Source organism: Hydrogenophaga pseudoflava NBRC 102511, from assembly GCF_001592285.1.
Lineage (GTDB): Bacteria > Pseudomonadota > Gammaproteobacteria > Burkholderiales > Burkholderiaceae_C > Hydrogenophaga > Hydrogenophaga pseudoflava.
Map to the genome: position 1 here is coordinate 570545 of NZ_BCWQ01000001.1, position 25008 is coordinate 595552.

22 protein-coding genes are annotated in these 25008 nt (G+C 68.0%); 12 read left to right on the forward strand and 10 right to left on the reverse strand.

What is annotated here, in order from left to right:
• Nucleotides 1-5: 5 nt before the first annotated feature.
• From mmsA to HPS01S_RS02775, 4 genes are all read right to left on the reverse strand, one after another.
• A complete protein-coding gene (gene mmsA, locus HPS01S_RS02760; RefSeq protein ID WP_066150781.1) occupies nt 6-1511 on the reverse strand; it encodes a multiple monosaccharide ABC transporter ATP-binding protein in 1506 nt (501 codons plus the stop codon).
• An 82-nt stretch (nt 1512-1593) separates the two neighbouring features.
• The gene (gene chvE, locus HPS01S_RS02765; RefSeq protein WP_241559767.1) at nt 1594-2640 is read right to left on the reverse strand and encodes a multiple monosaccharide ABC transporter substrate-binding protein; all 1047 of its coding nucleotides are present in this window, start codon (nt 2638-2640) and stop codon (nt 1594-1596) included.
• Between the two features lie 87 nt (nt 2641-2727).
• On the reverse strand, nt 2728-3696 hold the full coding sequence (locus tag HPS01S_RS02770; RefSeq protein WP_066150787.1) for an ABC transporter substrate-binding protein: 969 nt from the start codon (nt 3694-3696) through the stop codon (nt 2728-2730).
• A 39-nt stretch (nt 3697-3735) separates the two neighbouring features.
• Nucleotides 3736-5187, reverse strand: a complete 1452-nt coding sequence (locus HPS01S_RS02775) for an aldehyde dehydrogenase family protein (RefSeq protein ID WP_066150790.1) — start codon at nt 5185-5187, stop codon at nt 3736-3738.
• Between the two features lie 116 nt (nt 5188-5303).
• Here HPS01S_RS02775 and HPS01S_RS02780 point away from each other — a divergent pair, with 116 nt between their 5' ends.
• Nucleotides 5304-6260: a LysR substrate-binding domain-containing protein gene (locus HPS01S_RS02780; protein ID WP_066150793.1), complete on the forward strand. Its 957-nt coding sequence runs from the start codon at nt 5304-5306 to the stop codon at nt 6258-6260.
• A 114-nt stretch (nt 6261-6374) separates the two neighbouring features.
• Here the strand turns inward: HPS01S_RS02780 and HPS01S_RS02785 are convergent, their stop codons facing one another.
• Nucleotides 6375-7178, reverse strand: coding sequence for an SDR family NAD(P)-dependent oxidoreductase (locus HPS01S_RS02785; protein ID WP_066150796.1), 804 nt, complete (start codon nt 7176-7178; stop codon nt 6375-6377).
• Nucleotides 7179-7275: 97 nt separating this feature from the next.
• Between HPS01S_RS02785 and HPS01S_RS02790 the strand changes: the two genes are divergently transcribed.
• Both HPS01S_RS02790 and HPS01S_RS02795 read left to right on the forward strand, forming a co-directional pair.
• Nucleotides 7276-8208, forward strand: a complete 933-nt coding sequence (locus tag HPS01S_RS02790; RefSeq protein ID WP_066150799.1) for an SMP-30/gluconolactonase/LRE family protein — start codon at nt 7276-7278, stop codon at nt 8206-8208.
• Nucleotides 8209-8238: 30 nt separating this feature from the next.
• Entirely contained in the window at nt 8239-9186 is a 948-nt protein-coding gene (locus tag HPS01S_RS02795; RefSeq protein WP_066150802.1) for an aldose 1-epimerase, read from the forward strand.
• Here the strand turns inward: HPS01S_RS02795 and HPS01S_RS02800 are convergent.
• From HPS01S_RS02800 to HPS01S_RS02810, 3 genes are read right to left on the reverse strand one after another with little or no spacing between them, the layout of a single operon-like run.
• Nucleotides 9146-10168: a Gfo/Idh/MocA family protein gene (locus HPS01S_RS02800; RefSeq protein ID WP_066150804.1), complete on the reverse strand. Its 1023-nt coding sequence runs from the start codon at nt 10166-10168 to the stop codon at nt 9146-9148. The two genes, HPS01S_RS02795 and HPS01S_RS02800, sit on opposite strands and share 41 nt — an antisense overlap.
• Nucleotides 10169-10178: 10 nt before the next feature.
• A complete protein-coding gene (iolG, locus tag HPS01S_RS02805) occupies nt 10179-11174 on the reverse strand; it encodes an inositol 2-dehydrogenase (RefSeq protein ID WP_066150807.1) in 996 nt (331 codons plus the stop codon).
• Nucleotides 11175-11208: 34 nt separating this feature from the next.
• Nucleotides 11209-12075: a MurR/RpiR family transcriptional regulator gene (locus HPS01S_RS02810; RefSeq protein ID WP_066150980.1), complete on the reverse strand. Its 867-nt coding sequence runs from the start codon at nt 12073-12075 to the stop codon at nt 11209-11211.
• A 174-nt stretch (nt 12076-12249) separates the two neighbouring features.
• Between HPS01S_RS02810 and HPS01S_RS02815 the strand changes: the two genes are divergently transcribed.
• The 7 genes from HPS01S_RS02815 to iolB all read left to right on the forward strand — a co-directional run bounded on the left by HPS01S_RS02815 (nt 12250) and on the right by iolB (nt 20929).
• Nucleotides 12250-13278 carry a sugar ABC transporter substrate-binding protein gene (locus tag HPS01S_RS02815; RefSeq protein ID WP_066150811.1) on the forward strand — a complete coding sequence of 343 codons (1029 nt, stop codon included), beginning with the start codon at nt 12250-12252 and terminating at the stop codon, nt 13276-13278.
• A gap of 69 nt (nt 13279-13347) precedes the next feature.
• Nucleotides 13348-14493 carry an ABC transporter permease gene (locus HPS01S_RS02820; protein WP_066150814.1) on the forward strand — a complete coding sequence of 382 codons (1146 nt, stop codon included), beginning with the start codon at nt 13348-13350 and terminating at the stop codon, nt 14491-14493.
• A 14-nt stretch (nt 14494-14507) separates the two neighbouring features.
• The gene (locus HPS01S_RS02825) at nt 14508-15293 is read left to right on the forward strand and encodes an ATP-binding cassette domain-containing protein (RefSeq protein WP_084396998.1); all 786 of its coding nucleotides are present in this window, start codon (nt 14508-14510) and stop codon (nt 15291-15293) included.
• The gene (locus HPS01S_RS02830; RefSeq protein ID WP_066150820.1) at nt 15293-17248 is read left to right on the forward strand and encodes a bifunctional 5-dehydro-2-deoxygluconokinase/5-dehydro-2-deoxyphosphogluconate aldolase; all 1956 of its coding nucleotides are present in this window, start codon (nt 15293-15295) and stop codon (nt 17246-17248) included. Before HPS01S_RS02825 ends, HPS01S_RS02830 begins: the two co-directional genes overlap by 1 nt.
• A gap of 17 nt (nt 17249-17265) precedes the next feature.
• On the forward strand, nt 17266-19143 hold the full coding sequence (iolD, locus tag HPS01S_RS02835) for a 3D-(3,5/4)-trihydroxycyclohexane-1,2-dione acylhydrolase (decyclizing) (RefSeq protein WP_066150983.1): 1878 nt from the start codon (nt 17266-17268) through the stop codon (nt 19141-19143).
• A 38-nt stretch (nt 19144-19181) separates the two neighbouring features.
• On the forward strand, nt 19182-20108 hold the full coding sequence (gene iolE, locus HPS01S_RS02840) for a myo-inosose-2 dehydratase (RefSeq protein WP_066150823.1): 927 nt from the start codon (nt 19182-19184) through the stop codon (nt 20106-20108).
• A gap of 17 nt (nt 20109-20125) precedes the next feature.
• Nucleotides 20126-20929, forward strand: a complete 804-nt coding sequence (gene iolB, locus HPS01S_RS02845) for a 5-deoxy-glucuronate isomerase (RefSeq protein ID WP_066150825.1) — start codon at nt 20126-20128, stop codon at nt 20927-20929.
• A 30-nt stretch (nt 20930-20959) separates the two neighbouring features.
• Here iolB and HPS01S_RS02850 read toward each other — a convergent pair whose 3' ends face one another.
• Both HPS01S_RS02850 and HPS01S_RS02855 read right to left on the reverse strand, forming a co-directional pair.
• Entirely contained in the window at nt 20960-21178 is a 219-nt protein-coding gene (locus tag HPS01S_RS02850) for a hypothetical protein (protein ID WP_066150828.1), read from the reverse strand.
• 54 nt (nt 21179-21232) lie between these two features.
• The gene (locus tag HPS01S_RS02855; protein ID WP_066150831.1) at nt 21233-22216 is read right to left on the reverse strand and encodes a LysR family transcriptional regulator; all 984 of its coding nucleotides are present in this window, start codon (nt 22214-22216) and stop codon (nt 21233-21235) included.
• A gap of 104 nt (nt 22217-22320) precedes the next feature.
• Here HPS01S_RS02855 and HPS01S_RS02860 point away from each other — a divergent pair, with 104 nt between their 5' ends.
• Nucleotides 22321-23847, forward strand: coding sequence for a CoA-acylating methylmalonate-semialdehyde dehydrogenase (locus HPS01S_RS02860; protein WP_066150834.1), 1527 nt, complete (start codon nt 22321-22323; stop codon nt 23845-23847).
• Between the two features lie 495 nt (nt 23848-24342).
• Complete coding sequence (locus HPS01S_RS02865; RefSeq protein WP_066150836.1) at nt 24343-25005, forward strand: hypothetical protein; 663 nt, start codon at nt 24343-24345, stop codon at nt 25003-25005.
• Nucleotides 25006-25008 lie beyond the last annotated feature (3 nt).

Below are 25008 nucleotides of genomic sequence, written 5' to 3' on the forward strand. Positions count from 1 at the left end.
GGGGTTCAGTGGCTGGTCACGATGGCGCGCATGATCTTTTCCTGGGAGGCCTCGGCGACCGGCATCTCGGCGACGAAGCGGCCTTCGTTCATCACATAGATGCGGTCGGACAGGCCCAGCAGCTCGGGCATTTCGGAAGAGATCACGATCACGCACTTGCCCTCGGCCGCCAGCTGGGCGATGAGGGTGTAGATCTCGTACTTGGCGCCCACGTCGATGCCGCGCGTGGGCTCGTCGAGGATGAGCACCTCGGGTTCGGTGAAGAGCCATTTGCTCAGCACCACCTTCTGCTGGTTGCCGCCGGAGAGGTTGACCGTCTTCTGGCCCACGCCCGAGCAGCGGATGCGCAGCTTCTCGCGGTAGCCCTGGGCCACGCTGTATTCGCGGCCGTCGTCGATGACGCCGGCGCGCGAGACGGCCTCCAGGCGGGCGAGCGAGGTGTTGAACTGGATGTCCTCGGCCAGCACCAGGCCGTTGCCCTTGCGGTCCTCGGTCACGTAGGCCAGGCCGTGCGCGACCGCCTTGCCGACGGTGCTCACGTCGATGGGTTTGCCGTGCAGCCGCACCTCGCCGCTGATGCGCTGGCCCCAGGCGCGGCCGAACACGCTCATGGCGAACTCGGTGCGGCCGGCGCCCATGAGGCCGGCGATGCCGACGATCTCGCCGCGCCGCACCTGCAGGTTCACGCCCTTGATGACTTCGCGGTCGGCGTGCTGCGGGTGGTGCACGCGCCAGTCGCACACCTCGAACACGGTCTCGCCGATGTCGGGCGTGCGGCGCGGGTAGCGGTCGGCCATCTCGCGGCCCACCATGCCGCGGATCACGCGGTCTTCGCTGACGGGCGCGCCCTGGCAGTCGATGGTCTCCACCGTGCTGCCGTCGCGCAGGATGGTCACCGAGTCGGCCACGCGGGCGATCTCGTTGAGCTTGTGTGAAATCAGGATGCAGGTGATGCCCTGGGCCTTGAGTTCGAGCAGCAGGTCCAGCAGGGCCTGGCTGTCGTTTTCGTTCAGGCTGGCGGTGGGCTCGTCCAGGATCAGCAGCCTGACCTGCTTGGACAGCGCCTTGGCGATCTCCACCAGCTGCTGCTTGCCCACGCCCAGATCGGTGATGCGGGTCGAGGGCGACTCTTTCAGGCCCACCTTGCGCAGCAGCTCCTGTGTCTGGCGGTGCGCGGCCATCCAGTCGATCACGCCGCGGTGCGCGATCTCGTTGCCGAGGAACACGTTCTCGGTGATCGACAGCAGCGGCACCAGGGCCAGCTCCTGGTGAATGATGATGATGCCCAGCTGTTCGCTGTCGTGGATGCCGCCGAAGTGGCGCTCCTGGCCGTCGAACAGGATCTGGCCGGTGTAGCTGCCCGAGGGGTAGACCCCCGAGAGCACTTTCATGAGCGTGGACTTGCCGGCGCCGTTTTCACCCACCAGGGCATGGATCTCGCCGGCGCGCACGCGCAGGTTGACCTGGTTGAGCGCGACCACGCCGGGGAAGGTCTTGCGGATGGACCGCATTTCCAGAAGGGTTTGCAAGGCGGATTCCTCGGTACACAGGGGGCCGGGAGCCCTGTCGGTCAGGCTCCCGGCAGCAGACCACTCACTTGAGCTGCGATTCCTTGTAGTAGCCGCTGTCCACCAGCACCTTCTTCCAGTTGCTCGCGTCGACCGGCACCGGCTTGAGCAGGTAGCTGGGCACCACCTTCACGCCGTTGTTGTAGGTCTTGGTGTCGTTGATCTCGGGCTGCTTGCCCGTGAGCGTCGCGTCCACCATGTTGGCCGTGACCTTGGCCAGCTCGCGCGTGTCCTTGAAGATGGTCGAGTACTGCTCGCCCTTCAGGATGGACTTGACCGAGGGGATCTCGGCGTCCTGGCCGCTGACGACGGGGCAGGGCTGTTGCGCCGTGCAGTAGCCCACGCCCTTGAGCGAGGACAGGATGCCGATGGACAGGCCGTCGTACGGGCTCAGCACCGCGTGCACCTTGTCCTTGCCGTAGAAGGCCGAGAGCAGGTTGTCCATGCGGGCCTGGGCCACGGCGCCGTCCCAGCGCAGCGTGCCGACCTTGTCCATGCCCATTTGCTTGCTGCGCACCACCAGCTTGCCGCTGTCGATGTAGGGTTTGAGCACGCTCATGGCGCCGTCGTAGAAGAAGAAGGCGTTGTTGTCGTCGGGCGAGCCGCCGAACAGCTCGATGTTGAACGGGCCCTTGCCCTGCTTGAGGCCGAGCTTGTCGACGATGGAGGTGGCCTGCTGCACGCCGACCTGGAAGTTGTCGAAGGTGGCGTAGTAGTCGACGTTCTTGCTGCCCTTGATCAGGCGGTCGTAGGCGATGACCTTGACGCCCTTGTCGGCCGCGTTCTGCAGCGCCTTGGACAGCGTGGTGCCGTCGATGGAGGCGATCACCAGCACCTTCACGCCCTTGGTGATCATGTTCTCGATCTGCGCCAGCTGGTTCGGGATGTCGTCCTCGGCGTACTGCAGGTCGGTCTTGTAGCCGCGGTCCTTGAGGACCTTGACCATGTTGTCGCCGTCGGCAATCCAGCGCGCGGACGACTTGGTGGGCATGGAGATGCCGATGGTGCCTTTGTCCTGCGCGAAGGCGCCGGTGGTGAAGGCCGCGGCGGCCAGCGCGACGGCGCAAAGCACGTGGCGGCGGTTGGGGGTGTTCAAGTGGGTCTCCTCGGGGGTGGTGCCGCGCGGTGGTCCGCGCGGCAGTCTGGTTGTTGTGGGGGATCAGTACTTGCGCTTGGGGAACTCGGCGGCGGCGGTCTCCATCGGGAAGATGCCTTCTTCGGTCACGATGCGGCGCGGCAGCGTCTTGCCGGCCTTGAGGTCCTTGACGGCCTGCATCAGCTGCGGGCCCAGCAGCGGGCTGCATTCGACGCTGACGTTGAGCTTGCCGGCGATCATGGCTTCGAAGGCGCCCTTCACGGCATCGATGGAGATGATCACGATGTCCTTGGCGGGCTTCATGCCGGCCTCTTCGATGGCCTGGATCGCGCCGATGGCCATGTCGTCGTTGTGCGCGTAGAGCACGTTGATCTTCTTGCCCTCGGCCTTCAGGAAGGCTTCCATCACTTCCTTGCCCTTGGCGCGGGTGAAGTCGCCGGTCTGGCTGCGGATGATCTTGAACTTCGGATCGGCCTTGATGATTTCCTCGAAGCCCTTCTTGCGGTCGATGGCCGGTGCCGAGCCCACGGTGCCCTGCAGCTCGACGATGTTGACCTCGCCCTTCTGGTCCTTCATCTTCTCGACCAGCCAGCGGCCGGCCTTGCGGCCTTCTTCCACGAAGTCCGAGCCCATGAAGCTCACCCACAGCGACTCGTCCTTTTCGTTGACGGCGCGGTCGGTCAGGATCACCGGGATCTTGGCGGCCTTGGCCTCGCGCAGCACGGCGCCCCAGCCGCTTTCCACCACCGGCGAGAAGGCGATCACGTCGACCTTCTGGGCGATGAAGGAGCGGATGGCCTTGATCTGGTTCTCCTGCTTCTGCTGGGCGTCGGCGAACTTCAGCTCGATGCCGGCCTCCTTGGCCGAGGACTTGATCGACTCGGAGTTGGCGGTGCGCCACTCCGACTCGGCCCCGATCTGGCTGAAGCCCAGCACGATGGGCTTCTGCGCGAAGGCACCACCCGGCAGCATCAGGGCCACGGGGGCGGCGGCCAGCGCGGTCACCAGGGTGCGGCGTTGCAGTTGTTTCATGTTGTCTGTCTCCTGTCTCTGGTTGGTTGAAGCTAAAGGTCAGGCCAGCATGTAACTGGTCTTGACGGTGGTATAGAACTCCGCCGCGTAGCGGCCTTGTTCCCGGGATCCGTGGCTGGAGTCCTTGCGTCCGCCGAACGGAACATGGAAATCCACGCCGGCGGTCGGCAGGTTCACCATGGTCATGCCCACCTGCGCGTGGCGACGGAAGTGCGTCGCGTGCTTGAGCGAGGTGGTGCAGAGGCCGGCACACAGACCGAACGGCGTGTCGTTCGCCAGTTCGAGCGCGTGCCCGTAGTCGTCGGCCCGCAGCACGCAGGCGATGGGACCGAAGATCTCTTCGCGGGCGATGCGGTGCCCGGGCTCGGCCAGCCACAGCGCAGGGCTCATGTAGTGGCCGGGGGTCTCGCGCTCCAGGCGCTCGCCGCCAAAGACGTGCTCGGCGCCTTCGTCCGCGCCGATGGCCATGTAGGACAGGTTCTGCTCCAGCTGGGCGCCGTCGACCACCGGGCCCATCTCGGTGCCGCGGGTGAGGGCGTGGCCCACCTTCAGCGCGGCCAGGCGCTGGGTCAGCCGGGCGACGAAGGCGTCATGCACCGGCGCCTCCACGATCAGGCGGCTGGACGCGGTGCAGCGCTGGCCGGTGGAGAAGTACGAGCCCTGCAGCGCGCAGTCCACCGCCTGGTCCAGGTCAGCGTCGGCCAGCACCACCAGCGGGTTCTTGCCGCCCATCTCCAGCTGCACCTTGGCCTGCCGCGCGGCGGTGGCGGTGAGGATGCGGCGCCCGGTGGACACCGAGCCCGTGAAGCTGATGGCGTTGACCCGCGGGTGCTCCACCAGGGTCTGGCCGACCTCGCGGCCGCTGCCCATGATGAGGTTGAAGGTGCCGGCGGGCAGGCCGCAGCGGCTGAGGATCTCGGCCAGCGCCCAGCCGCAGGTGGGCACCAGCTCGGCCGGCTTGAACACCACGGTGTTGCCGTAGGCCAGGGCGGGCGCGATCTTCCAGGCGGGAATGGCGAAGGGGAAGTTCCAGGGCGCGATCACCGCGACCACGCCGACCGGCTCGCGGGTGATGTCGACCTGCACCCCGGGGCGCACCGAGGCCAGGGTCTCGCCGCCGATGCGCAGCGCCTCGCCGGCGAAGAACTTGAAGATGTTGCCGGCCCGCGCGACCTCGGCGATGGCCTCGGGCAGGGTCTTGCCTTCTTCGCGCGCCAGCAGCTCGCCCAGTTCCTCCTTGCGCGCCAGCAGCTCGCTGCCGGCCAGGTCCAGCGCGTCGGCGCGGCGCTGCGGGGTGCTCAGGCTCCACTGCGGCAGGGCGTCGGCCGCGGCGGCGATCGCCAGTTCGGTCTGGTTGCGGTCGGCGCGGGCGAACTCGGCCACCACCTCCCGCGTGTCCGAGGGGTTGACGCTGATGCCGGTGGTGGCACCGCTGACCCAGCGGCCATTGATCAGGTGCCGCGGCTGGTGCCGGATCTCGCCGAGTTTCATGTGCTTGCTGATGCCCAGTGGTGACGTTGGCCGGCAGTCTAGAAGCGTTTTTAATATCAATCCAATCGTTTTTCAGACAAAATTGATATCTTTCTTGGCATTCTCGAAAACCCCTGATGAGCAACTACAACCACTGGTTCATCCGTGCCCGGCTCAAGACCCGCCAGCTGCTGCTGCTGGTGGCCCTGGCCGAGGAGGGCAACATCCACCGCGCGGCCCAGGTGCTGAGCATGACCCAGCCGGCCGCGTCCAAGCTGCTCAAGGACCTGGAGGAGGTGCTGGGCGTGCCGCTGTTCGAGCGCCTGCCCCGGGGCATGAGCCCGACCTGGTACGGCGAGACCATGATCCGCCACGCGCGCATGGCGCTGGCCAGCCTGAACCAGGCGCACGACGAGCTGGTGGCGCTGAAGACCGGCCACTTCGGCCAGGTCGGCATCGGCGCCATCACCTCGCCCGGCCTGAGCCTGCTGCCGCCGGCGGTGGCCCTGGTCAAGCAGGAGCACCCCAACCTGCGCATCTCGCTGGAGATCGAGACCAGCCCGGTGCTGCTGGACCGGCTGGAGCAGGGCAAGCTGGACATCGTGGTGGGGCGCCTGTTCGCCGAACACGACAAGGGCAACCTGGCCTACGAGCCGCTGACCGGGGAGCTGGTGTCTGCCGTGACGCGCCCGGGGCATCCGCTGATGGGGGTGAGCAACCTGAGCCTGCGCGACGTGCACGGCGCGGGCTGGATCGTGCCGCCGGCCGGCAGCGTGCTGCGCCACCGCTTCGACCTGATGTTCCAGCAGGAGGGGCTGAGCCCGCCGATCAACACCATCGAGACCTCGGCCCTGCTGTTCATGACGCGCATGCTGCAGCAGAGCGACATGGTGGGCGTGGTGGCGAGCGAGGTGGCGAACTACTACGCCTCGCACGGGCTGCTGAGCGTGCTGCCGATGGACATGCCCTGCCACATGGACGCCTTCGGCCTCATCACCCGCACCGACCGCCTGCTCTCGCCCGGCGCCAAGGTGATGATGAAGGCGCTCAAGCAGACCTGTCTGACGCAGTATGGCATCAGGCTGTCCGCCTGATGCACCCCCTGCGCCGCTTCGCGTCTTCCCCCTCTCTCGCCTTCGGCGGGAGGGGGACGGCACCAGAGGCCCGGCGGAGCCGGTTCCTCGGTGCCCCTGGAAGGGGGCATCGCTTCAGGTCCAGCCGCCGTCCACGACAAACTCCTGCGCGGTGCACATCGCCGAATCGTCGGCCGCCAGGAACAGCACCATGCTGGCCACGTGGTCCGGCCGCAGCTGGTCGGGCAGGCACTGGTTGCGCGCGATCTCCTGTTCGCCCGCGGCGTCCAGCCACAGCCGCACCTGCCGCTCGGTCATCACCCAGCCCGGCGTGATGGTGTTGACGCGGATGTGGTCCTTGCCCAGCGAGGCGGCCAGCCCGCGGGTGAGCCCGTTGACCGACGACTTGGCGATGGCATAGCAGGGGTAGTCCGGGTTCTTGGTCTGCCAGCCGATGGAGCCGAAGTTGATCACCGAGCCGCCACCCAGGCGGCGCATGCCGGGCACCACCGACTGCACCGCGAACAGGGCGGGGCGCTGGTTCACGGCCATGCGCTCGTCGAAGTAGGCGGGCGTGAGGTCTTCCAGGCGATGGCGGTCGTCGCTGGCCACGTTGTTGACCAGCACGCCGAAGTCGCCCAGTGCGGCCGCCGCGTCCGCGATGGCGGCCTGCAGCGCGGCGATGTCCTTGACGTCGACCGCGCGCCACCAGGGGCGGGCATGACCCTCGTCGGCCAGTTGCTGCGAGAGTGCTTCGGCGGCGGACGCCGCCACATCGACAAAGGCGACCTGGGCGCCCTGGCGGGCCAGGGCCGCCACGACCGCCGCACCGATGCCGGTGGCGCCGCCGGTGACGAACACCCGGCGGCCCTGCAGGCTGGGGTAGCGGGCGGCCTGCGCGCTGGCGGCGGGGACGTCGGGGTTGTTGTGGAGTGACATATATAAATAGATATCTGAAAAATCAAAATTGCAATCAAACAGATATCAATCTGAACGCATAATGCGCCGAACGTCAAGCCCCGCCCTTGGAGACACCATGCCGCGCCTGCCTTCCGTACCCGCCCACCGCGAGCCCTTCCAGGTGACCGACGAGGTGCGCTGCCTCTGGCCGGCGGCGGCGGTGCTGGGCGAGGGCGGGCTCTGGTCGGTGTCGCGGCGGTGCCTGTTCTGGGTAGACATCCTCTCGCGCCACATCCACCGGCTCGATCCCGCCACCGGCGCGCGGCAGAGCTGGACCTTTGACGAGGAGGTGTCGGCGCTGGCCGAGCGTCGCACCGGCGAGGGCCTGGCGATCGCGCTGCGCCGGGGGCCGGCGTTCTGGAACCCCGACCAGCCGGGCCAGCCGCCGCGCTACCTGTGCAAGCCCGAACCCGAACGCAGCGACAACCGCTTCAACGACGCCCGCTGCGACGCCGCAGGGCGCTGGTGGATGGGCAGCATGGACTTCGGCTGCGCGCTGCCCACCGGCTCGCTCTACCGCGTCGGGGCCGACGGCGCCTGGGCGCGCATGGACGAAGGCTTCGCCGTCACCAATGGCCCGACCTGGATCGCCCAGGGCCGGACCATGCTGTTCAACGACACCGTCAACGGCCAGGTGCTGGCCTACGACAGCGATCCCGACACCGGCGAGATCGGCGGGCGCCGCCTCTGGCTGCAGTTCGCGCCGGAGGACGGCGTGCCCGATGGCATGACCACCGATGCGCTGGGGCGGGTGTGGATCTGCCACTGGGGCGGCGGCTGCGTCTCCTGCCACGACCCCGACACCGCGCAGGAGCTGGCGCGGGTGCGCCTGCCGGTGAGCCAGGTGACCTCGTGCACCTTCGGCGGGCCGGACCTCTCGACCCTGTTCATCACCTCCGCGCGCTTCAGCCTGGACGAGGCGGCGCTGGCCCGCGAGCCGCTGGCCGGCGGCCTGTTCGCCGTGCGACCGGGTGTGGCGGGCCTTCCCGCATCGCCCTTCGCGGGCTGATCTTCATCGCACCCACCACAGGAGCAGACCATGGGCGAACAGAGTTTTGGCGGCGTGCACTGGATCGAACAGCACGCGCAGCGGCTGGCCGTGATGCCCGGGGCCGGCGGCGGAGTCGTGGCCTGGCAGTGGGTGCGCGGTGGCGAGCCGGTCGACCTCTGGCGGGCGTGGGATGGCCGCACCCCGCGCATGCAGGCGCTGGCCAGCTACCCGCTGCTGCCCTGGTCCAACCGCATCAGCGGCGGCGGCTTCGAGCACGCCGGGCGCTTCCATGCGCTGGCCCCCAACACGCCCGACGACCCGTACCCGATCCACGGCGACGGCTGGCTGCAGCCCTGGCAGCTGACCCGTTCCAGCGAAGACGACGGTGTGCAGATGCAGCTGCGCAGCGCGGGCTACGGCGGCAGCCCGTACCACTACGAGGCCAGCCAGTCCTTCACCCTGGTCGACGGGGGCATGGTGCAGTCGCTGAGCGTGACCAACCGGGGCGAACATCCGCTGCCCTTCGGCCTGGCCCAGCACCCCTGGTTCACGCGCACGCCCGCGTGCCGCCTGAGCGCCCGCGTCGATGGCGTGTGGCTGGCCCGGCCCGACAAGATCCCGACCGGCTACACCACCGACTTCCCCGAAGGCTGGAACCTGGGCCAGGGCGCGCGGGTGGACCGCCTCGTGATCGACAACGGGTTCGGTGGCTGGGACGGCGAGGCGCTGATCGAATGGCCCGAGCGCGACCTGGCGCTGCGCATGCACAGCACGCTGACGCTGCCCGACGGTTCGCAGGCGCGCCCGGACTGCCTGCTCTACGCGCCGGCCGAACCGCCGGTGTTCTGCTTCGAGCCCATCAGCCACCCCATCGACGCCGCGCATTTGCCCGGCCAGCCCGGCTGGACCGAGGTGGCGCCAGGCCAGTCCATGGCACTGGTGGTGGCGTGGCGCTTCAGCAGCTCACCGGCAGACCGGTCCGCAGCGACTGCGTGATCGCCTGGCCGATGCGCGTGGCCTCGGTCGCGTCGTTGAGCGTCAGCGGTGCCGGGCGCTCGCCGCGGCAGGCCGCCACGAAGGCCTCCATCTCCAGCCGGAAGGCGTCGCCGAAGCGGGCAAAGAAGTCGGGCAGGGCGCGGTGGCCCACGCCGTCCGCGTCGCGGTACTGCACGCGGCTCAGGTGCGCGCCCATGCCCACCTGCAGCGTGCCGGCGGTGCCGATCACCTCGGTGGTGGTCTCGTGGCCGTGCGGCATGGTGCGGCTGGCGTAGAACACCGCGCGCTGGCCGCCCTCGAACTCGACAATCGCCAGGCCGTTGTCCACGTCGCCAAAGGGCTTGAGGCCTTCGTGAATGGCCACGGTGCCGCTGGCGAACACGCGCGTGGCCTTGGGGTTGCCCAGCATCCAGCGTGCGAGGTCGATGTCGTGCACGCTGCAGTCCATGAAGATGCCGCCCGACGACTCGGCAAAGCGCACGAAGAAGCCCGACTCGTCGTTCTGGTCGCAGGTCTGCGAGCGCACCAGGAAGGGCTTGCCGAGATCGCCCTGGTCGATGGCGGCCTTGGCCTCGGCGTAGCTGGGGTCGAAGCGGCGCACGAAGCCGACCATGGCGACCAGGTTCGGATGGTCCTTGGCCACGGCTTCCACCGCCTCGCAGGTGGCCACATCCAGCGAGAGAGGCTTCTCCACAAAGACGTGTTTGCCCGCGCGCAGGCAGGCGCTGGTCTGGTCGGCGTGCAGCGTGGTCGGCGTGACCAGCACGATGGCGTCGATATCCGCGTCGGCCAACATCGCCTCCAGCGTCTCGTGGCAGCGGGTGATGCCCAGCTCGTCTCGGGCCCAGTCGAGTTCGGACGCGACCGGGCTGCAGGCCGCGACCAGGCGCGCGCCCGGCGTGTTGCGGGCCAGCTGCTGCGCGTGGCGCTTGCCCAGGCGGCCCAGGCCGGCGATGCCGACGTTGAGGATCTTGGTGCTCATGCAGGCAGCCTCAGAACGTGACGGGCTGGCCGGACGTGGCGCTCTGCGTAGCCGCGTCGGCCAGCTTCTGCGCCATCACGCCGTCCTGCACCGTGGTCTTGAACGGCTGGCCCGACTGCAGGCAGCTGAAGAAGTGCTCGATCTCGATGCGGTAGGCGGCGGCGTAGCGCTGCAGGAAGAAGGCCTCGGGCTTGTCGGCCTGGATGCCGCTGGCGCCCCAGTGCTTCACTTCGGTGGGCGTGTGGTTGCCACACTGCAGCAAGCCGGCCGAGCCCAGCACCTCGAAGCGCTGGTCGTAGCCGTAGGCGGCGCGGCGCGTGGTGTTGATCTGGCAGAGGCGGCCCTTGTGCGTGCGGATGGTGACGGCGGTGCAGTCGAAGTCGCCCGCGGCGCCCACGGCCGGGTCGGTCAGCACCGAACCGGTGGCGCTGAGCCAGGCGGCCTCGTCCCCATCGGCGCAGAGGATCCAGCGGAACACGTCGAAGTCGTGGATCAGCATGTCGCGGAAGATGCCGCCGGACTGCTTGATGTACTCCACCGGCGGCGCACCGGGGTCGCGGCTGGTGATGACCAGCATCTCGGGCGTGCCGATCTCGCCCGCGTCCATGCGGCGGCGGGCTTCGTTGAAGGTGGGGTCGAAGCGGCGCTGGAAACCGATCATGCAGCCCACACCGGCCGCGGCCACGGCCTGGGCCACGGCCTCGGCGCGCGGCACCGACAGGTCGACCGGCTTCTCGCAGAAGATGTGTTTGCCCGCGGCGGCGGCGCGCGCGATCAGGTCGCTGTGCGTGCTGGTGGGCGAGCAGATGGCGACCGCGTCGATGCTCTGGTCGGCGAACACGGTGTCCACATCGGTGGCCTGTGCGCCCAGGGCCTGGGCCAGGTCGGCCGCGGCGGCCGGCACGGCGTCGCAGACGTATTTGAGCTTCACGCCCGGCTGGGCGGCGAGGTTGGTGGCGTGGATGCGGCCAATGCGGCCCGCACCCAGAACGGCAACGTGTTTCATGGGTTCGAAGGGTTGGGTTGGGAGGGGAAACGGGTCAGCGCGCCGCGGCGCCGCTGGGCTTGTATTCGAGTTCCAGCCGGTAGGCGAGGGCAATGAACAGGCACTGCGCCAGGGCCATGGTGCTGGAGAGCGCGCGGAAGCCGAACACCGCGCTCTCCTGCACCACCAGCGCCACGTCGGCCAGCTGGGCCAGGGCGCCGACGCGGCTGTCGGTGATGGCGATCACGGTCGCGCCAGCCTGGGTGGCCTGCCGCACCACGTCCATGGTCTCTTCGGCGTAGGGCGCGAAGCTGATGGCGACCATCACGTCGCCGCGCCGCAGCCCGCGCACCTGGCCGGTGTGCATGGCGCCCGCAAAGTCCACCAGCTGCACCGGCTTGTCGGTGTGCTGCAGCGCGTAGGCCAGGTAGGTCGCGACCGGGAAGGCACGGCGCGCGCCGGCCACCCACAGCGACGGCGCGTGGGCCAGCAGGTCCACCGCGCGGTCGATGGGCAGCTCGTGCAGATGGCGGCCCAGCTCTTCGAGACCGGCGACGGCGCCGCCCACGAATTCCTGCGCGATGCTGGTGCTGTCCAGCGGGTGGTCGCTGCGCGCCACGGCCTCGCGGATGCGGTTCTGGTAGCTGCGACTGGGGGCGATCTGGGTGGCGATGCCGGCGCGGAACAGGGCCTGCATTTCCGAGAAGCCGGAGAAGCCGAAGTGTTTGGCAAACCGCACCACGGCCGAGGGCTGCACGCCGCAGTGGTCGGCGATGTCCTGGATGCGCTCCAGGCCCACGTGGTCGCGGTGCTGTTCGATGTAGGTGCCGATGAGCTTGAGCTGCCGGCTGAGCTGTCCGTGCTCCTGCACCAGGCGCTGCAGGAACGCGTCCACAGGGGTGGCGGGCTTGGAAGAGGTCATGGGGCGCACTGTAGCTGAGAAATGGAAAAATAGAAAAAATCTTTCATTAGGGAAAATATCTAGAAGAAAAATTCTCTCCACGTCCTACCATCCGTCCCGTGCCACCGCTGGGCCGGTCTGTCCGCTCCTGACGGCACGCAGGCATTCCGCTTCAACCAACGACTGGAGACATTCATGAACACTTCTTCCGTGCGCCCTGTGCTCAAGACACTGGCCCTGGCCGCCCTGCTGGCCACCGGTGCCGCCCATGCCGAGGGACGCTACGTGCTCATCAGCCACGCGCCCGATTCGGACTCGTGGTGGAACACCATCAAGAACTCGGTCAAGCAGGCGGGCGAGGACTACGGCGTGACGGTCGACTACCGCAACCCGGCCAACGGCGACCTGGCCGACATGGCCCGCCTGATCGAGCAGGCCGCGGCACAGAACGTGGATGGCGTGATCACCACCATCGCCGACTTCAACGTGCTGCAGGGCGCGCTCAAGAAGGTGACCGACAAGAAGATCCCGTTGATCACCATCAACTCCGGCACCACCGAGCAGAGCGAAAAGCTGGGCGCGATCATGCACGTGGGCCAGCCCGAGTACGAGGCCGGCAAGGGTGCTGGCGAGCGCGCCAAGGCCGCGGGCGTCAAGAGCTTCCTGTGCGTGAACCACTACGCCACCAACCCGGCCTCGTTCGAGCGCTGCCGCGGCTTTGCCGAAGCCATCGGCGCCGACTTCAAGAAGAGCACCATCGACTCGGGTGACGACCCGACCACCATCGAGTCCAAGGTCAGCGCCTACCTGCGCCAGAACGCCGGCACCGGCGCCGTGCTGACCCTGGGCCCGACCTCCGCCCACCCCACGCTCAAGGCGCTGGAAAAGGGCGGCCAGGCCGGCAAGCTCTGGTTCGCCACCTTCGACCTGTCCGACGAGATCGGCAAGGCCATCAAGGCCGGCACCATCCAGTTCGGCATCGACCAGCAGCCCTACCTGCAGGGCTACATCCCGGTGGCGGTGATGGCCACCATGAAGGCCCAGAAGACCACCGACATCAAGAAGGTGTCCGAGGCCATCCAGGCCAACGCCAAGACCAAGGCCCGCTTTGCCGAGTACGGCCTGGCACCGGCCTTCGGCGCACGCCACATCGGTTCGGGCCCCGGCTTCGTGACCAAGGACACGCTGCCCAAGGTGGAGAAGTACGCGGGCCAGTACCGCTGAGTGAGTGCAGGGCCGGCGCCGCTCTGGGGTGCCGGCCCGCTGACAGAGACATCTTTTTGAGGACATGACATGGCCAGTGCAAACCTGAGCGGCGCGCCCGCGAACCTGTCGGGCGACGAGCGCGTGCGCAACGTGGGCTCGGTGCGCAAGCTGCTTGCCCGCCCCGAGTTCGGTGCCATTGCGGGCACCTTGCTCGTGGTGGCGATCTTCGTTTTGGCGGCCGGCGATTCCGGCTTGTTCAGCGCCGAAGGCACGGTCAACTGGGGCACCGTGGCGGGCTTCCTGGGCATCATCGCCGTGGGGGCGGCCCTGCTGATGATCGCCGGCGAGTTCGACCTCTCGGTCGGCTCCATGATCGGTTTCGCCGGGATGATGGTGGCCATCCCCATCCTGGAATGGGGCTGGGCGCCCAGCGCCGCGGTGGTGTTCGCATTCGCCTGCGCCCTGGCGCTGGGCTGGCTCAACGGCTGGTTGGTGATCAAGACCGGTCTGCCCAGTTTCATCGTCACGCTTGCGTTCTTCTTCATCCTGCGCGGCCTGTCGCTGGCGGTGGCGGTGCTGCTGACGGGCAAGACCATCCTGTCGAGCAGCGGCGACATCGTGCTGCAGGAGGCCATGCTGGCCGACCCGGTGGTGTCGGCCCTGTTCCACGGCCATGTGCTGACCGGCCTGTTCGACAGCCTGGCCGCGGCCGGCTGGATGGCGGCGCGCGACGACGGCACGGCCCTGGCCATCGGCGTGCCCAAGGTGGTGGTGTGGTGGTTCCTGCTGACGGCGGCCGGCGCCTTCGTGCTCGCCCGTACCCGGGCCGGCAACTGGATCCTCGCCGTGGGGGGCGACGCAAATGCGGCCAAGAACGTGGGCATTCCGGTGGCGCGGGTCAAGATCGGCCTGTTCATGTTCACCGCCTTCTGCGCCACGCTGTTCGCCGTGCTGCAGGTGGCCGACGCCGGTTCCGCCGCCGCCGACCGCGGCCTGCAGAAGGAGTTCGAAGCCATCATCGCGGCGGTCATCGGCGGCTGCCTGCTCACCGGCGGCTACGGTTCGGTGATCGGCGCGGCCTTTGGCGCCCTGATCTTCGGCATGGTGCAGATCGGCATCGGCTACACCAGCATCGACAACAACTGGTACCGGGTGTTCCTGGGCGTGATGCTGCTGGCCGCCGTGCTGTTCAACAACTACATCCGCCGCCGCTTCGCGATGGGCAGGCTGTGAACGGGGAGATGGCCATGAGCGACTACATCCTGCAACTCGAAGACATCTCCAAGTTCTTCGGCCCGGTCATCGCCCTCAATGGCGTGACGCTGCGGCTCAAGCGCGGCGAGGTGCACTGCCTGCTGGGCGACAACGGCGCCGGCAAGTCCACGCTGATCAAGACCCTGGCCGGCGTGCACCTGGCCGACAAGGGTCAGTACCTGGTCAACGGCGCGCCGGTGCGCTTCCGCTCCCCGCGCGACGCGCTGGACGCCGGCATCGCCACCGTCTACCAGGACCTGGCCCTGGTGCCACTGATGAGCGTGGCGCGCAACTTCTTCATGGGCCGCGAGCCGGTGCGCAAGCTGTTCGGCGTGCTGCCGGTGATGGACCACGCATCCGCCGAGGCCATCGCCACCGAGAAGCTGGGCGAGATGGGCATCCGCGTGCGCAACGCGGGCCAGATGATCGGCACCATGTCCGGCGGCGAGAAGCAGTGCCTGGCCATCGCGCGCGCCATCCATTTCGGCGCGCAGGTGCTGATCCTGGACGAGCCCACGGCGGCGCTGGGGGTCAAGCAGAGCGCCAACGTGCTCAAGCTCATCCTCAAGGCGCGCCAGCGCGGCATCTCGGTCATCTTCATCACCCACAACGCCAACCACGCCTACCCGGTGGGCGACAGCTTCACTTTGCTCAACCGGGGCAAGTCGCTGGGCACCTACGCCAAGGCCGACATCTCCAAGGAAGCCCTGCTGGACATGATGGCCGGCGGGGCCGAGATGAAGACGCTGATGGAAGACCTGGAAGGAGTGACCATCTGATGCCCACGCTCCCGTTCCCCTCCGGTCGCCGCCACGACCTGGCCTGCCTGGGCCGGCTGGCCGTCGACCTCTACGCCCAGCAGTTCGGCAGCCGCCTGGAAGACGCGCGCAGCCTGGCCATGTACCTGGGCGGCAGCTCGGCCAACCTGGCCTTCGGCGTGGCGCGCCTGGGGTGTCGCAGCGCCATGATCTCCCGCGTGGGGGACGAGCAAATGGGGCGTTTCCTGCTGGAGCGCCTGCAGGCCGAGGGCTGCGACACCAGCCAGGTGCAGATCGACAAGGACCGCCTCACGGCCCAGGTGCTGCTGGGCCTGAAGGACCGCGACACCTTCCCACTGCTGTTCATGCGCGAGAACTGCGCCGACATGGCGATCGACGCGGCCGCCATCAGCGAAGACTTCATCGCCCAGTGCCGCGCGCTGGCCATCACTGGCACCCACCTGTCGACCGACGGCACCCGCGCCGCCGCTCACAAGGCGCTGGAGGCCGCGCGCCGCCACGGCACCGTCACCGTGCTCGACATCGACTACCGCCCGGTGCTGTGGGGCCTGACCGGCCGCGGCGCCGGCGAGAACCGCTTCGTCGACGACGCGGGCGTCACGCGCCAGCTGCAGCAGAGCCTGCCGCTGTTCGACCTGCTGGTGGGCACCGAAGAAGAGTTCTTCATCGCCGGTGGCGTGGCCGACAACCTCATCGCCAGCCTGCGCGCGGTGCGTGCGCTGTGCCCGAAGGCCACGCTGGTGGTCAAGCGCGGCGCGCTGGGCTGCTGCGTGATCGAGGGCGATGTGCCCGACGACATCGACGCCGCGCCGACTTACCGCGGCGAGCGCGTGGAAGTGCTCAACGTGCTGGGCGCGGGCGACGCCTTCCTCTCCGGCCTGATGACCAGCCTGCTGCAGGGCAAGGACTGGGCCGAGTCCACGAAAGTGGCCAACGCCTGCGGCGCCATCGTGGTCTCGCGCCACGCCTGTTCCGCCGCCATGCCCACACCGGCCGAGCTGGCGCACTGGTTCGGCGGCAACCGCAACCCCAAGGTGGATGCCGACGAACAGCTGGCCCACCTGCACCGCGTCACCGCCGCGCGCCCCAGCTGGGACGACCTGTGCGTGATGGCCTTCGACCACCGCAGCCAGTTCTACGACATCGCTCGCGCCGCCGGTGCCAGCGATGCGAAAGTGCCCGCGCTCAAGAAGCTGCTGGTGCAGGCGGCCGAACAGGTGGAGCGCAGCCGCCAGCTGCAGGGCCACACCGGCGTGCTGATCGACGGCGGCGACTACGGCCGCGACGCGCTGGCCAGCGCCACCGGCCGTGGCTGGTGGGTCGGCCGCCCGGTCGAGCTGCCGGGCTCGCGCCCGCTGCGCTTCGACGGCACGCGCTCGATTGGCAGTGCGCTCATCCACTGGCCGACCGAGCAGGTCGTCAAGTGCCTGGTGCACTACCACCCGGACGATCATTTCGAGCTGCGCCTGGAGCAGGAGCAAAAGGTGCTGGAGCTGTGGGAAGCCACGCGCGAGAGCGGCAACGAGCTGCTGCTGGAGATCATTCCGCCCAAAAACATGACGCCCGACGGCACCGCCGACGCCGCCGTGCTGCGCGCGGTCAAGCGCTTCTACAACCTGGGCGTCAAGCCCGAGTGGTGGAAGCTGGCACCCATGCAGGAGCAGGGCTGGCGCGATCTGGAGGCGCTGATCGGCGAGCGCGACCGCCACTGCCGCGGCGCCGTGATCCTGGGCCTGAACCAGCCGCTGGACTTCCTGGCGGCCAGCTTCGCCAACGCCACCAACCCCATTGTCAAAGGCTTCATGGTCGGGCGTACCCTCTGGGCCGATGCGTCCCTGAAATGGTTCAAGGGCGAGATCGACGATGCGGCCCTGATCGATGAGGTCGCCCGCAATTTCGCGGTGCTGGTGGACGCGTGGAGAAGCCGCCACGCAGCCGTTCGCGCTGTGGCCTGAACACCCTGAAAAACGACATGAAAACCCAACGACTCACGATGGCGCAGGCGCTGGTCAAGCACCTGGCCGCCTTGCGCGTGGAGGTGGAGAACCTTGACGGCCGCACCTCCATCGACCCCTACTGCGGAGGCGTGTTCACCATTTTCGGCCACGGCAACGTGGCCGGGCTGGGCGAGGCACTGGCGGCCGAGCGCCACCGCCTGCCCACCTTGCGTGCCCACAACGAGCAGACCATGGCGCACGCGGCCATCGCCTACAGCAAGGCCCAGTTCCGCCAGCGCATCATGGCCGTGTCCACCAGCATCGGCCCGGGCGCGACCAACATGGTCACGGCCGCCGCGGTGGCCCACGTCAACCGCCTGCCGGTGCTGCTGCTGCCCGGCGACGTGTTCGCCAACCGCCGCCCCGACCCGGTGCTGCAGCAGATCGAGAGCTTCGGCCAGGGCGACGTCAGCGCCAGCGACTGCTTCCGCCCGGTCACGCGCTACTTCGACCGACTGACGCGGCCCGAGCACATCCTGACCGCGCTGCCGCGCGCCATCCAGACGATGACCGACCCGGCCAACTGCGGCCCGGCCTGCCTCTCGCTGCCGCAGGACGTGCAGGCCATGGCCTTCGACTGCCCCGAGGACTTCCTCAACCCCGGCGTGCTGCGCTTCCGTCGCCCGCCGGCCGATGACCGCGAGCTGGCCAACGCCATCGCGCTGCTGCGCAGCGCCAAACGCCCGCTCATCGTGGCCGGTGGCGGCGTGCTCTACAGCCAGGCCTGGGCCGCGCTGCGCGCCTTCGTCGACGCGCACTGCGTGCCCGTGGTCGAGTCGCACGGCGGCAAGAGCAGCCTGCCCTGGGACCACCCGCTCAACCTCGGCGCCATCGGTGTGGACGGCGTGTCCTGGGCCAACGAGATGGCGCGCGAGGCCGATGTGGTGTTCGCCGTCGGCACCCGCCTGCAGGACTTCACCACCGGCTCGCACGCCCTGTTCCCGCAGGCCAAGCTGCTGAGCCTGAACGTGCAGCCCTACGACGCCGGCAAGTGGAGCGGCGCGGCCCTGGTGGCCGACGCCAGGGTGGGGCTGCAGCAGCTCGAAGCCGGTCTGGCCGGCTGGGCCGCCGACGTGGACTGGACGGCGCATGCGAAGCAGCAGGCCGCAGCCGCGAACGCGCGCATCACTGAGCTGACCACCAACGTGCCGAAAGACATGCTGCCCTACGACGCCGAGGTCATCGGCGCGGTGCGCGACTCGGCGCTGGAACTCGGCCTGGACAGCGGCACCCAAGACGTGGCCCTGTGCGCCGCTGGGACGCTGCCGGCCGAGCTGCACAAGCTCTGGCGCGCCAGCCTGCCGGGCAACTACCACATGGAGTACGGCTACTCGTGCATGGGCTACGAAGTGGCCGGTGGTCTGGGCGTGAAGATGGCCCGACCCGAGCAGGAAAGCATCGTGCTGGTGGGCGACGGCTCCTACATGATGGCCAACTCCGAGCTGGCGACCTCGGTCTTGCTGGGCCAGAAGATCATCGTCGTGATCCTGGACAACCGGGGCTTTGGCTGCATTCAGCGCCTGCAGACGGCGGTGGGCAGCCCCGCGTTCAACAACCTGCTGGACGACTGCGTGCCCGAAGGCGGCGAGCGCAGCAGCATCGACTTCGCCATGCACGCGCGCGCCATGGGTGCCGACGCGGTGCATGTGAAGGACATCGCCGAACTCAAGGCCGCCATGGTGAAGGCGCGCCAGGCCAAGCGCACCCAGGTGATCGTGATCGACACCACCCACACCCGCACCACCGACGGCGGCTGCTGGTGGGAGGTGGCGGTGCCCGAGGTGTCGGCGCGCGCCGAGGTGCGCGCAGCCCACGCCGCCTATCTGCAAGGCCAGTCGCAGCAGCGGCTCTGATTCTTTTTTCCCTCCATCCCGTTTTCAAGAGCACACCCATGAGCTGGAACGTCCGCATTGGCATCAACCCCCTGTCGTGGATGAACGACGACCTGCCGTCCCTGGGCGGCGAGACCCCGCTGGAAACCGCGCTGAAGGAAGGCAAGGAAATCGGCTACGAAGGCTTCGAGCTGGGCAACAAGTTCCCCAAGGACGGCCCGGGCCTCAAGGCCAAGCTCGACGAGTTCGGTCTGGCCTGCGTGTCGGGCTGGTACTCGGGGTTCCTGGCCGAGCTGGCGCCGGGCCAGACCAATGAAACCGCCGTCGCCGCCGAGATCGAGCGCTGCAAGGCCCACATGAGCAAGCTGCAGTACAACGGCGTGAAGGTGGTGGTCTACGGCGAATGCGCCGGCACGGTGCAGGGCCAGATGGACACCCCAGTGTCCAGGCGACCGCAGTTCGCCAACGAATCCCTGTGGCAGGCCTACGCCCAGCGCCTCAACGCCTTCGGCGAGCACCTGCTCAAGACCTACGGCATCAAGCTCGCCTACCACCACCACATGGGCGCCTACGTCGAGTCGCCCGCCGATGTGGACAAGCTGATGGCGCTGACCGACCCGGCCAAGGTCTTTCTGCTGTTCGATACCGGCCACGCCTATTTCGGCGGCGCCGCCACGCCGGTCGACCTGCTCAAGAAACACGTCAAGCGCGTGGTGCACGTGCACTGCAAGGACGTGCGCACCCCCGTCATCGCCCAGGCCCGCAACGACGGCTGGAGCTTCCTGCACGGCGTGATCAACGGCACCTTCACCGTGCCCGGCGACGGCAGCATCGACTACGCCGGCGTGCTCAAGACCCTGAAGGACAGCGGCTACGAAGGCTGGCTGGTCGTCGAGGCCGAGCAGGACCCGGCCGTGGCGCCGAGCTACCAGTACGCGCAGAAGGGGTACGAGACCCTGCGCGGCCTCGTGGACAGCCTGAGCTGATCAGCAGGAGACACACCATGGTCAGCCCATTGCTTGCCAAGGCCGCGCCCAGCGGGCGCGAGATCGTCAACGTCACGCCCGAGCGCGCCGGCTGGACCCACGTGGGGTTCCGGGCGCTGCGCCTGGCGGCGGGTGAGTCGGAAGCGGTGGAAACCGGGGAGCGCGAGCTGTGCCTGGTGGTGCTCACCGGCACGGTGGACGTCACCATCGACGGCGAGACCTACAGCCACCTGGGCACGCGCAACAGCGTCTTCGAAGAGGTGTCGCCGGCCGCGGTCTATGTGCCGGCGGGCAAGGTGGTGCACACCCGCGCGGTGCGCGCGGCCGAGGTGGCGCTGTGCAGCGCGCCGGCCGATGCGCGCAACCGCAAGGTGCAGGTGCTCGACCCCAAGAACATGAAGCGCAGCGTGCGCGGCAAGGGCACGAACACGCGCTATGTCTGCGACATCCTGCCGCACGACGACCCGACCGCGGCGCACCTGCTGGTGGTGGAGGTGATGACGCCGGCCAGCCATTCGAGCAGCTACCCGCCGCACAAGCACGACCAGGAAACGCCACCCACCGAAACCCAGCTGGAAGAGACGTATTACCACCGCCTCAACCCGCCGCAGGGCTTTGCCTTCCAGCGCGTCTACACCGACGACCGCAGCCTGGACGAGGCCTGCGCGGTGGAAGACCACGACGTGGTGATGGTGCCGCGCGGCTACCACCCGGTGGTGGCACCCCACGGCTACGACCTGTACTACCTCAACGTGATGGCGGGGCCGAACCGCTTCTGGGTGTTCAAGAACGACCCCCAACATGAGTGGATGTTGAAGTAGGGGGAAGCCGCATCAGCGGCGCAGGGGGGGTTACCCCAACTCGTGGCGGTCGGCGGCGGCATAGAGGTCTTGCGCGAACGCCGGGTCGCTCTGGGCCACGTCGTCGGCCATGGCGCGCAGCTGCTCGGCTTCTTCGAAGCGGGTCAGGGGGCGGGCCGTCTTGGCCGTGCGCGAGTCGAACCAGCCGGCGAACATTTCGCGGACGGTGCTCAGAAAGTGGGCGGAATGGGAAAAGGTTGCAGTGCTCATGACACGCTCCTGATGACAACAGCGGATTTGCTGCACTGCAGTATAGGGTAAACCCTAGGTTTTGTGTCGTGATGTATGTCCGGTGTTTTGGGGAGCGCTCTCCAGATCGCCGAACCCGTCCGCCAGCGCCTCGCGCAGGAAGTTCACCAGCGCCGACACCGCCAGCGGCACGTGGACCGAATATGGGCGGATCGCGTAGAGCCGGTCGGCGAACGAGCCCACCGGCGTCCAGCCGGGCAGCACCTCCACCAGCTTGCCGGCTTTCAGGGCCGCCTGCGCGCTGAAGTCCGGCAGCAGCGCGATGCCCAGCCCGTCCAGGGCCGCGTCGCGCAGCGCCTCGCTGTTGTTGGCGGCCAGCGAGCCGCGCACCTGGACCGTCACGCGCTCGCCCAGGCGAGCATCGCGCGGCTCCAGCGTCCAGGCCGGGTTGTCCTGCGAGCGCGGGTAGTGCAGGCAGTTGTGTTCCACCAGGTCCGAGGGGTGCCGGGGCGTGCCGTGGCGGCGCAGGTAGGCGCGGCTGGCCACCAGCACCGAGCGCGTGGCGCACAGCGTCCAGGCCACGTGCGTGTCCGGCGGGTGGGCGGTGTGGCGGATCGCGAGGTCGAAGCCCTCGGTGGCCAGCGAGGACAGCCGGTCCGACAGGTTCAGCTCGATGCGCACCTCCGGGTGCTGGCGCAGGAACTCGGCCAGCCGCGGCACCAGCTGCTGCCGCGCCAGCGCCACCGGCGCGGTCAGCCGGATCAGGCCGCGCGGCGCACCGGCCAGATCGCGCACCTGGGCCACGCTCTGCGCGATCTGGTCGAAAGCCGGGCGGGCCTGGTCGGCCAGCCGCTGGCCGGCCTCGGTCAGGCGCACGCTGCGCGTGGTGCGCTGCACCAGGGCCACGCCGGCCAACCGCTCCAGCTCGGCGATGCGCTGGCTCATGGCCGCCTTGCTCACACCCAGCCGCGCGGCAGCGGCCGTGTAGCTGCCCTGCTGGTCCAGCACGGTGAGCCAGTGCACGTGGCCCCACAGCTCATGGATCTTCTGTTCGTTCATGGTCCGATTGTTCACCAATGTGAACAATCAATTCAAGGTTTCGGTCTTGTATCGACGAGGTCCGGTTCCTAGACTGCGGGCATTCATCCACCGGAGACACATTCATGAACGCACGCCACCCCGCCGTCACCGACATTCCGCACTACGTCGCGGGCGCCCGCTTCGCCGGCAGCGCCACGCGCAGCCAGACCGTGACCAACCCCGCCACCGGCGCCGTCACCGGCCAGGTGCCGCTGGCCAACGCCGCGGACGTGGACGCCGCGGTGGCCGCCGCGCAGGCCGCGTTCCCCGCCTGGTCCGACACGCCGCCGATCCGCCGCGCCCGCGTGATGTTCAAGTTCCTGGAGCTGGTCAACCAGCACAAGGACGAGCTGGCCCACGCCATCACCGCCGAACACGGCAAGGTCTTCACCGACGCGCAGGGCGAAGTGGCCCGCGGCATCGACATCATCGAGTTCGCCTGTGGCATCCCGCAGCTGCTCAAGGGCGACTTCACCGACCAGGTCTCCACCGGCATGGACAACTGGACCATCCGCCAGCCCCTGGGCGTGGTGGCCGGCATCACGCCGTTCAACTTCCCGGTCATGGTGCCCATGTGGATGTTCCCGGTGGCGATTGCCGCTGGCAACACCTTCGTGCTCAAGCCCAGCCCGACCGATCCGACCCCGTCGCTGATGATCGCCGACCTGCTCAAGCAGGCCGGTCTGCCCGATGGTGTGTTCAACGTCGTGCACGGTGACAAGGAGGCCGTGGACGCGCTGCTGGTGCACCCGGACGTGAAGGCCATCAGCTTCGTCGGCTCCACCCCCATCGCCAACTACATCTACGAAACCGGCGCCCACCACGGCAAGCGCGTGCAGGCCCTGGGCGGCGCCAAGAACCACATGGTGGTGATGCCCGATGCCGACCTGGACCAGGCGGTGGACGCGCTGGTCGGCGCGGCCTACGGCTCGGCCGGCGAGCGCTGCATGGCCATCAGCGTGGCGGTGCTGGTGGGCGACGTGGCCGAGAAGATCATGCCCAAGCTGATCGAGCGCACGAAGACGCTGAAGGTGCTCAACGGCACCAACCTGGCCGCCGAGATGGGCCCCATCGTCACCGCCGCCGCCCACGCCCGCATCAGCGGCTACATTGAGGCCGGCCAAGCCGAAGGCGCGCAGCTGCTGGTCGATGGCCGCGGCTTCGATGCGAAGCAGGCCGGTGAGGGCTGCGAGGGCGGTTTCTGGATGGGCGGCACGCTGTTCGACAACGTGACGACCGACATGAAGATCTACAAGGAAGAGATCTTTGGCCCGGTGCTCAGCTGCGTGCGCGTGGCCGACTTCGGCGAAGCGGTGCAACTGATCAACGACCACGAGTTCGGCAACGGCACCAGCTGCTTCACCCGCGACGGCAACGTGGCGCGCGAGTTCGCCCGCCGCATCCAGGTGGGCATGGTCGGCATCAACGTGCCGATCCCGGTGCCCATGGCCTGGCAAGGTTTCGGCGGCTGGAAGAAGAGCCTGTTTGGCGACATGCACGCCTATGGCGAAGAGGGCGTGCGCTTCTACACCAAGCAGAAGTCGATCATGCAGCGCTGGCCGGAATCGATTGGCAAGGGCGCCGAGTTCGTGATGCCGACGGCCAAGTAATCTTTTTTGACTGTCTGGATGGCCTCGTTGCGCTTTGGCGTGGCGGGGCTTTTTTCATTGGCTGCTTCTGTGGCGGGTCTGAGCTGGCGCGGAGGGCTGCGCTCATGTCCCCCGGACCGGGCTTTGCCCGATCCTCCTCCTTTACTTCGCTTCGCCCTCCACCCCATCTCAGACCTGGATTCGCGTTGGTGCACCCATCGGGGATCGCGTGCTTGTCGAGTCTTCTCGGAATGGCGGGGGCAGGGTCTCGTTTCGACCCGAAGCAGCCCTTCAGAACACTGAAAGCGCGAAACACCACCTATGACCGACGCTGCCGGGTTTCGCGGGTTACATATACCTGTATAAATGTCAGGCGTTCACGCGCAAATGGTTGATCTGATTGCACTTTCGGAGGAATGACGTGACCAGAATATCCCGCACCGTCCAGAATATCCCGCAGGGCCTGCGGGATACATTACGTTAGCCGTCACAATGAAACCAGAGCGTCTCGCTACCGTGATCTCCATCCTCGGCGTTGTGCTGACTGCGGCGAGCGTCGTTGCAAGCGTCGCTCAGTACCGGGCCGCTGATCTTCAGGCAAAGGCTGCGGTCATCGCTCTGATGCCCCACATTGAGGTTCGGGAGTTACTCGAGAAGATTGACAGCGACAAGTACACGGACAGCCGGGTTGAAGTTACGTCCGATGGAGGTCCGATCTACAACTTCAATCTGTCCCGCCGCAGTTGGATCGAGTTCAAAGTTGGGAGAACCATCGCATACCGTCAACCGCTCGTCGGCTACTACTTCGCCGAATACCCAACCGGTCACACCAAGGGCCCACTCACCACCCTGAAGGGCTTCCGAAACAACGAAGCCTTCTTCGACTTCTTGCGCTGGGCACAACCCGCGCTAGGAAGCGATACCGAAATACTCCAGCCGGTGACGCTTCTGCGTATGACCTACAGCGATGCACTAAAGCAGGAGAACCTGAACTACGTGCTTTTATCAGGGGGCAGCGAGACGCATCTTTCGGAAGACGCCGGCACGAAGCTTTGGGATCGTAGCTCGGAGGAAGAGAAGACAAACCATCCGATTGACATTTCGCAATTGAAGACTGAGTCGAGCGTTGCCGAGAGGTTTGCGATCTGGGTGTCCAAGATCGCCGAGGCCCGGAAGTGACGG

Bases quoted from the DNA above. Each gene is read 5' to 3' on its own strand.
- iolB (WP_066150825.1), top strand. From the start codon at position 20,126: ATGGTCAGCCCATTGCTTGCCAAGGCCGCGCCCAGCGGGCGCGAGATC.
- HPS01S_RS02815 (WP_066150811.1), top strand. From the start codon at position 12,250: ATGAACACTTCTTCCGTGCGCCCTGTGCTCAAGACACTGGCCCTGGCC.
- HPS01S_RS02810 (WP_066150980.1), bottom strand. From the start codon at position 12,075: ATGACCTCTTCCAAGCCCGCCACCCCTGTGGACGCGTTCCTGCAGCGC.
- HPS01S_RS02855 (WP_066150831.1), bottom strand. From the start codon at position 22,216: ATGAACGAACAGAAGATCCATGAGCTGTGGGGCCACGTGCACTGGCTC.
- HPS01S_RS02795 (WP_066150802.1), top strand. From the start codon at position 8,239: ATGGGCGAACAGAGTTTTGGCGGCGTGCACTGGATCGAACAGCACGCG.
- HPS01S_RS02785 (WP_066150796.1), bottom strand. From the start codon at position 7,178: ATGTCACTCCACAACAACCCCGACGTCCCCGCCGCCAGCGCGCAGGCC.
- iolD (WP_066150983.1), top strand. From the start codon at position 17,266: ATGAAAACCCAACGACTCACGATGGCGCAGGCGCTGGTCAAGCACCTG.
- HPS01S_RS02830 (WP_066150820.1), top strand. From the start codon at position 15,293: ATGCCCACGCTCCCGTTCCCCTCCGGTCGCCGCCACGACCTGGCCTGC.
- HPS01S_RS02800 (WP_066150804.1), bottom strand. From the start codon at position 10,168: ATGAGCACCAAGATCCTCAACGTCGGCATCGCCGGCCTGGGCCGCCTG.
- HPS01S_RS02850 (WP_066150828.1), bottom strand. From the start codon at position 21,178: ATGAGCACTGCAACCTTTTCCCATTCCGCCCACTTTCTGAGCACCGTC.
- HPS01S_RS02770 (WP_066150787.1), bottom strand. From the start codon at position 3,696: ATGAAACAACTGCAACGCCGCACCCTGGTGACCGCGCTGGCCGCCGCC.
- iolG (WP_066150807.1), bottom strand. From the start codon at position 11,174: ATGAAACACGTTGCCGTTCTGGGTGCGGGCCGCATTGGCCGCATCCAC.
- mmsA (WP_066150781.1), bottom strand. From the start codon at position 1,511: ATGCGGTCCATCCGCAAGACCTTCCCCGGCGTGGTCGCGCTCAACCAG.
- HPS01S_RS02860 (WP_066150834.1), top strand. From the start codon at position 22,321: ATGAACGCACGCCACCCCGCCGTCACCGACATTCCGCACTACGTCGCG.
- HPS01S_RS02775 (WP_066150790.1), bottom strand. From the start codon at position 5,187: ATGAAACTCGGCGAGATCCGGCACCAGCCGCGGCACCTGATCAATGGC.
- HPS01S_RS02825 (WP_084396998.1), top strand. From the start codon at position 14,508: ATGAGCGACTACATCCTGCAACTCGAAGACATCTCCAAGTTCTTCGGC.
- HPS01S_RS02780 (WP_066150793.1), top strand. From the start codon at position 5,304: ATGAGCAACTACAACCACTGGTTCATCCGTGCCCGGCTCAAGACCCGC.
- iolE (WP_066150823.1), top strand. From the start codon at position 19,182: ATGAGCTGGAACGTCCGCATTGGCATCAACCCCCTGTCGTGGATGAAC.
- HPS01S_RS02790 (WP_066150799.1), top strand. From the start codon at position 7,276: ATGCCGCGCCTGCCTTCCGTACCCGCCCACCGCGAGCCCTTCCAGGTG.
- HPS01S_RS02820 (WP_066150814.1), top strand. From the start codon at position 13,348: ATGGCCAGTGCAAACCTGAGCGGCGCGCCCGCGAACCTGTCGGGCGAC.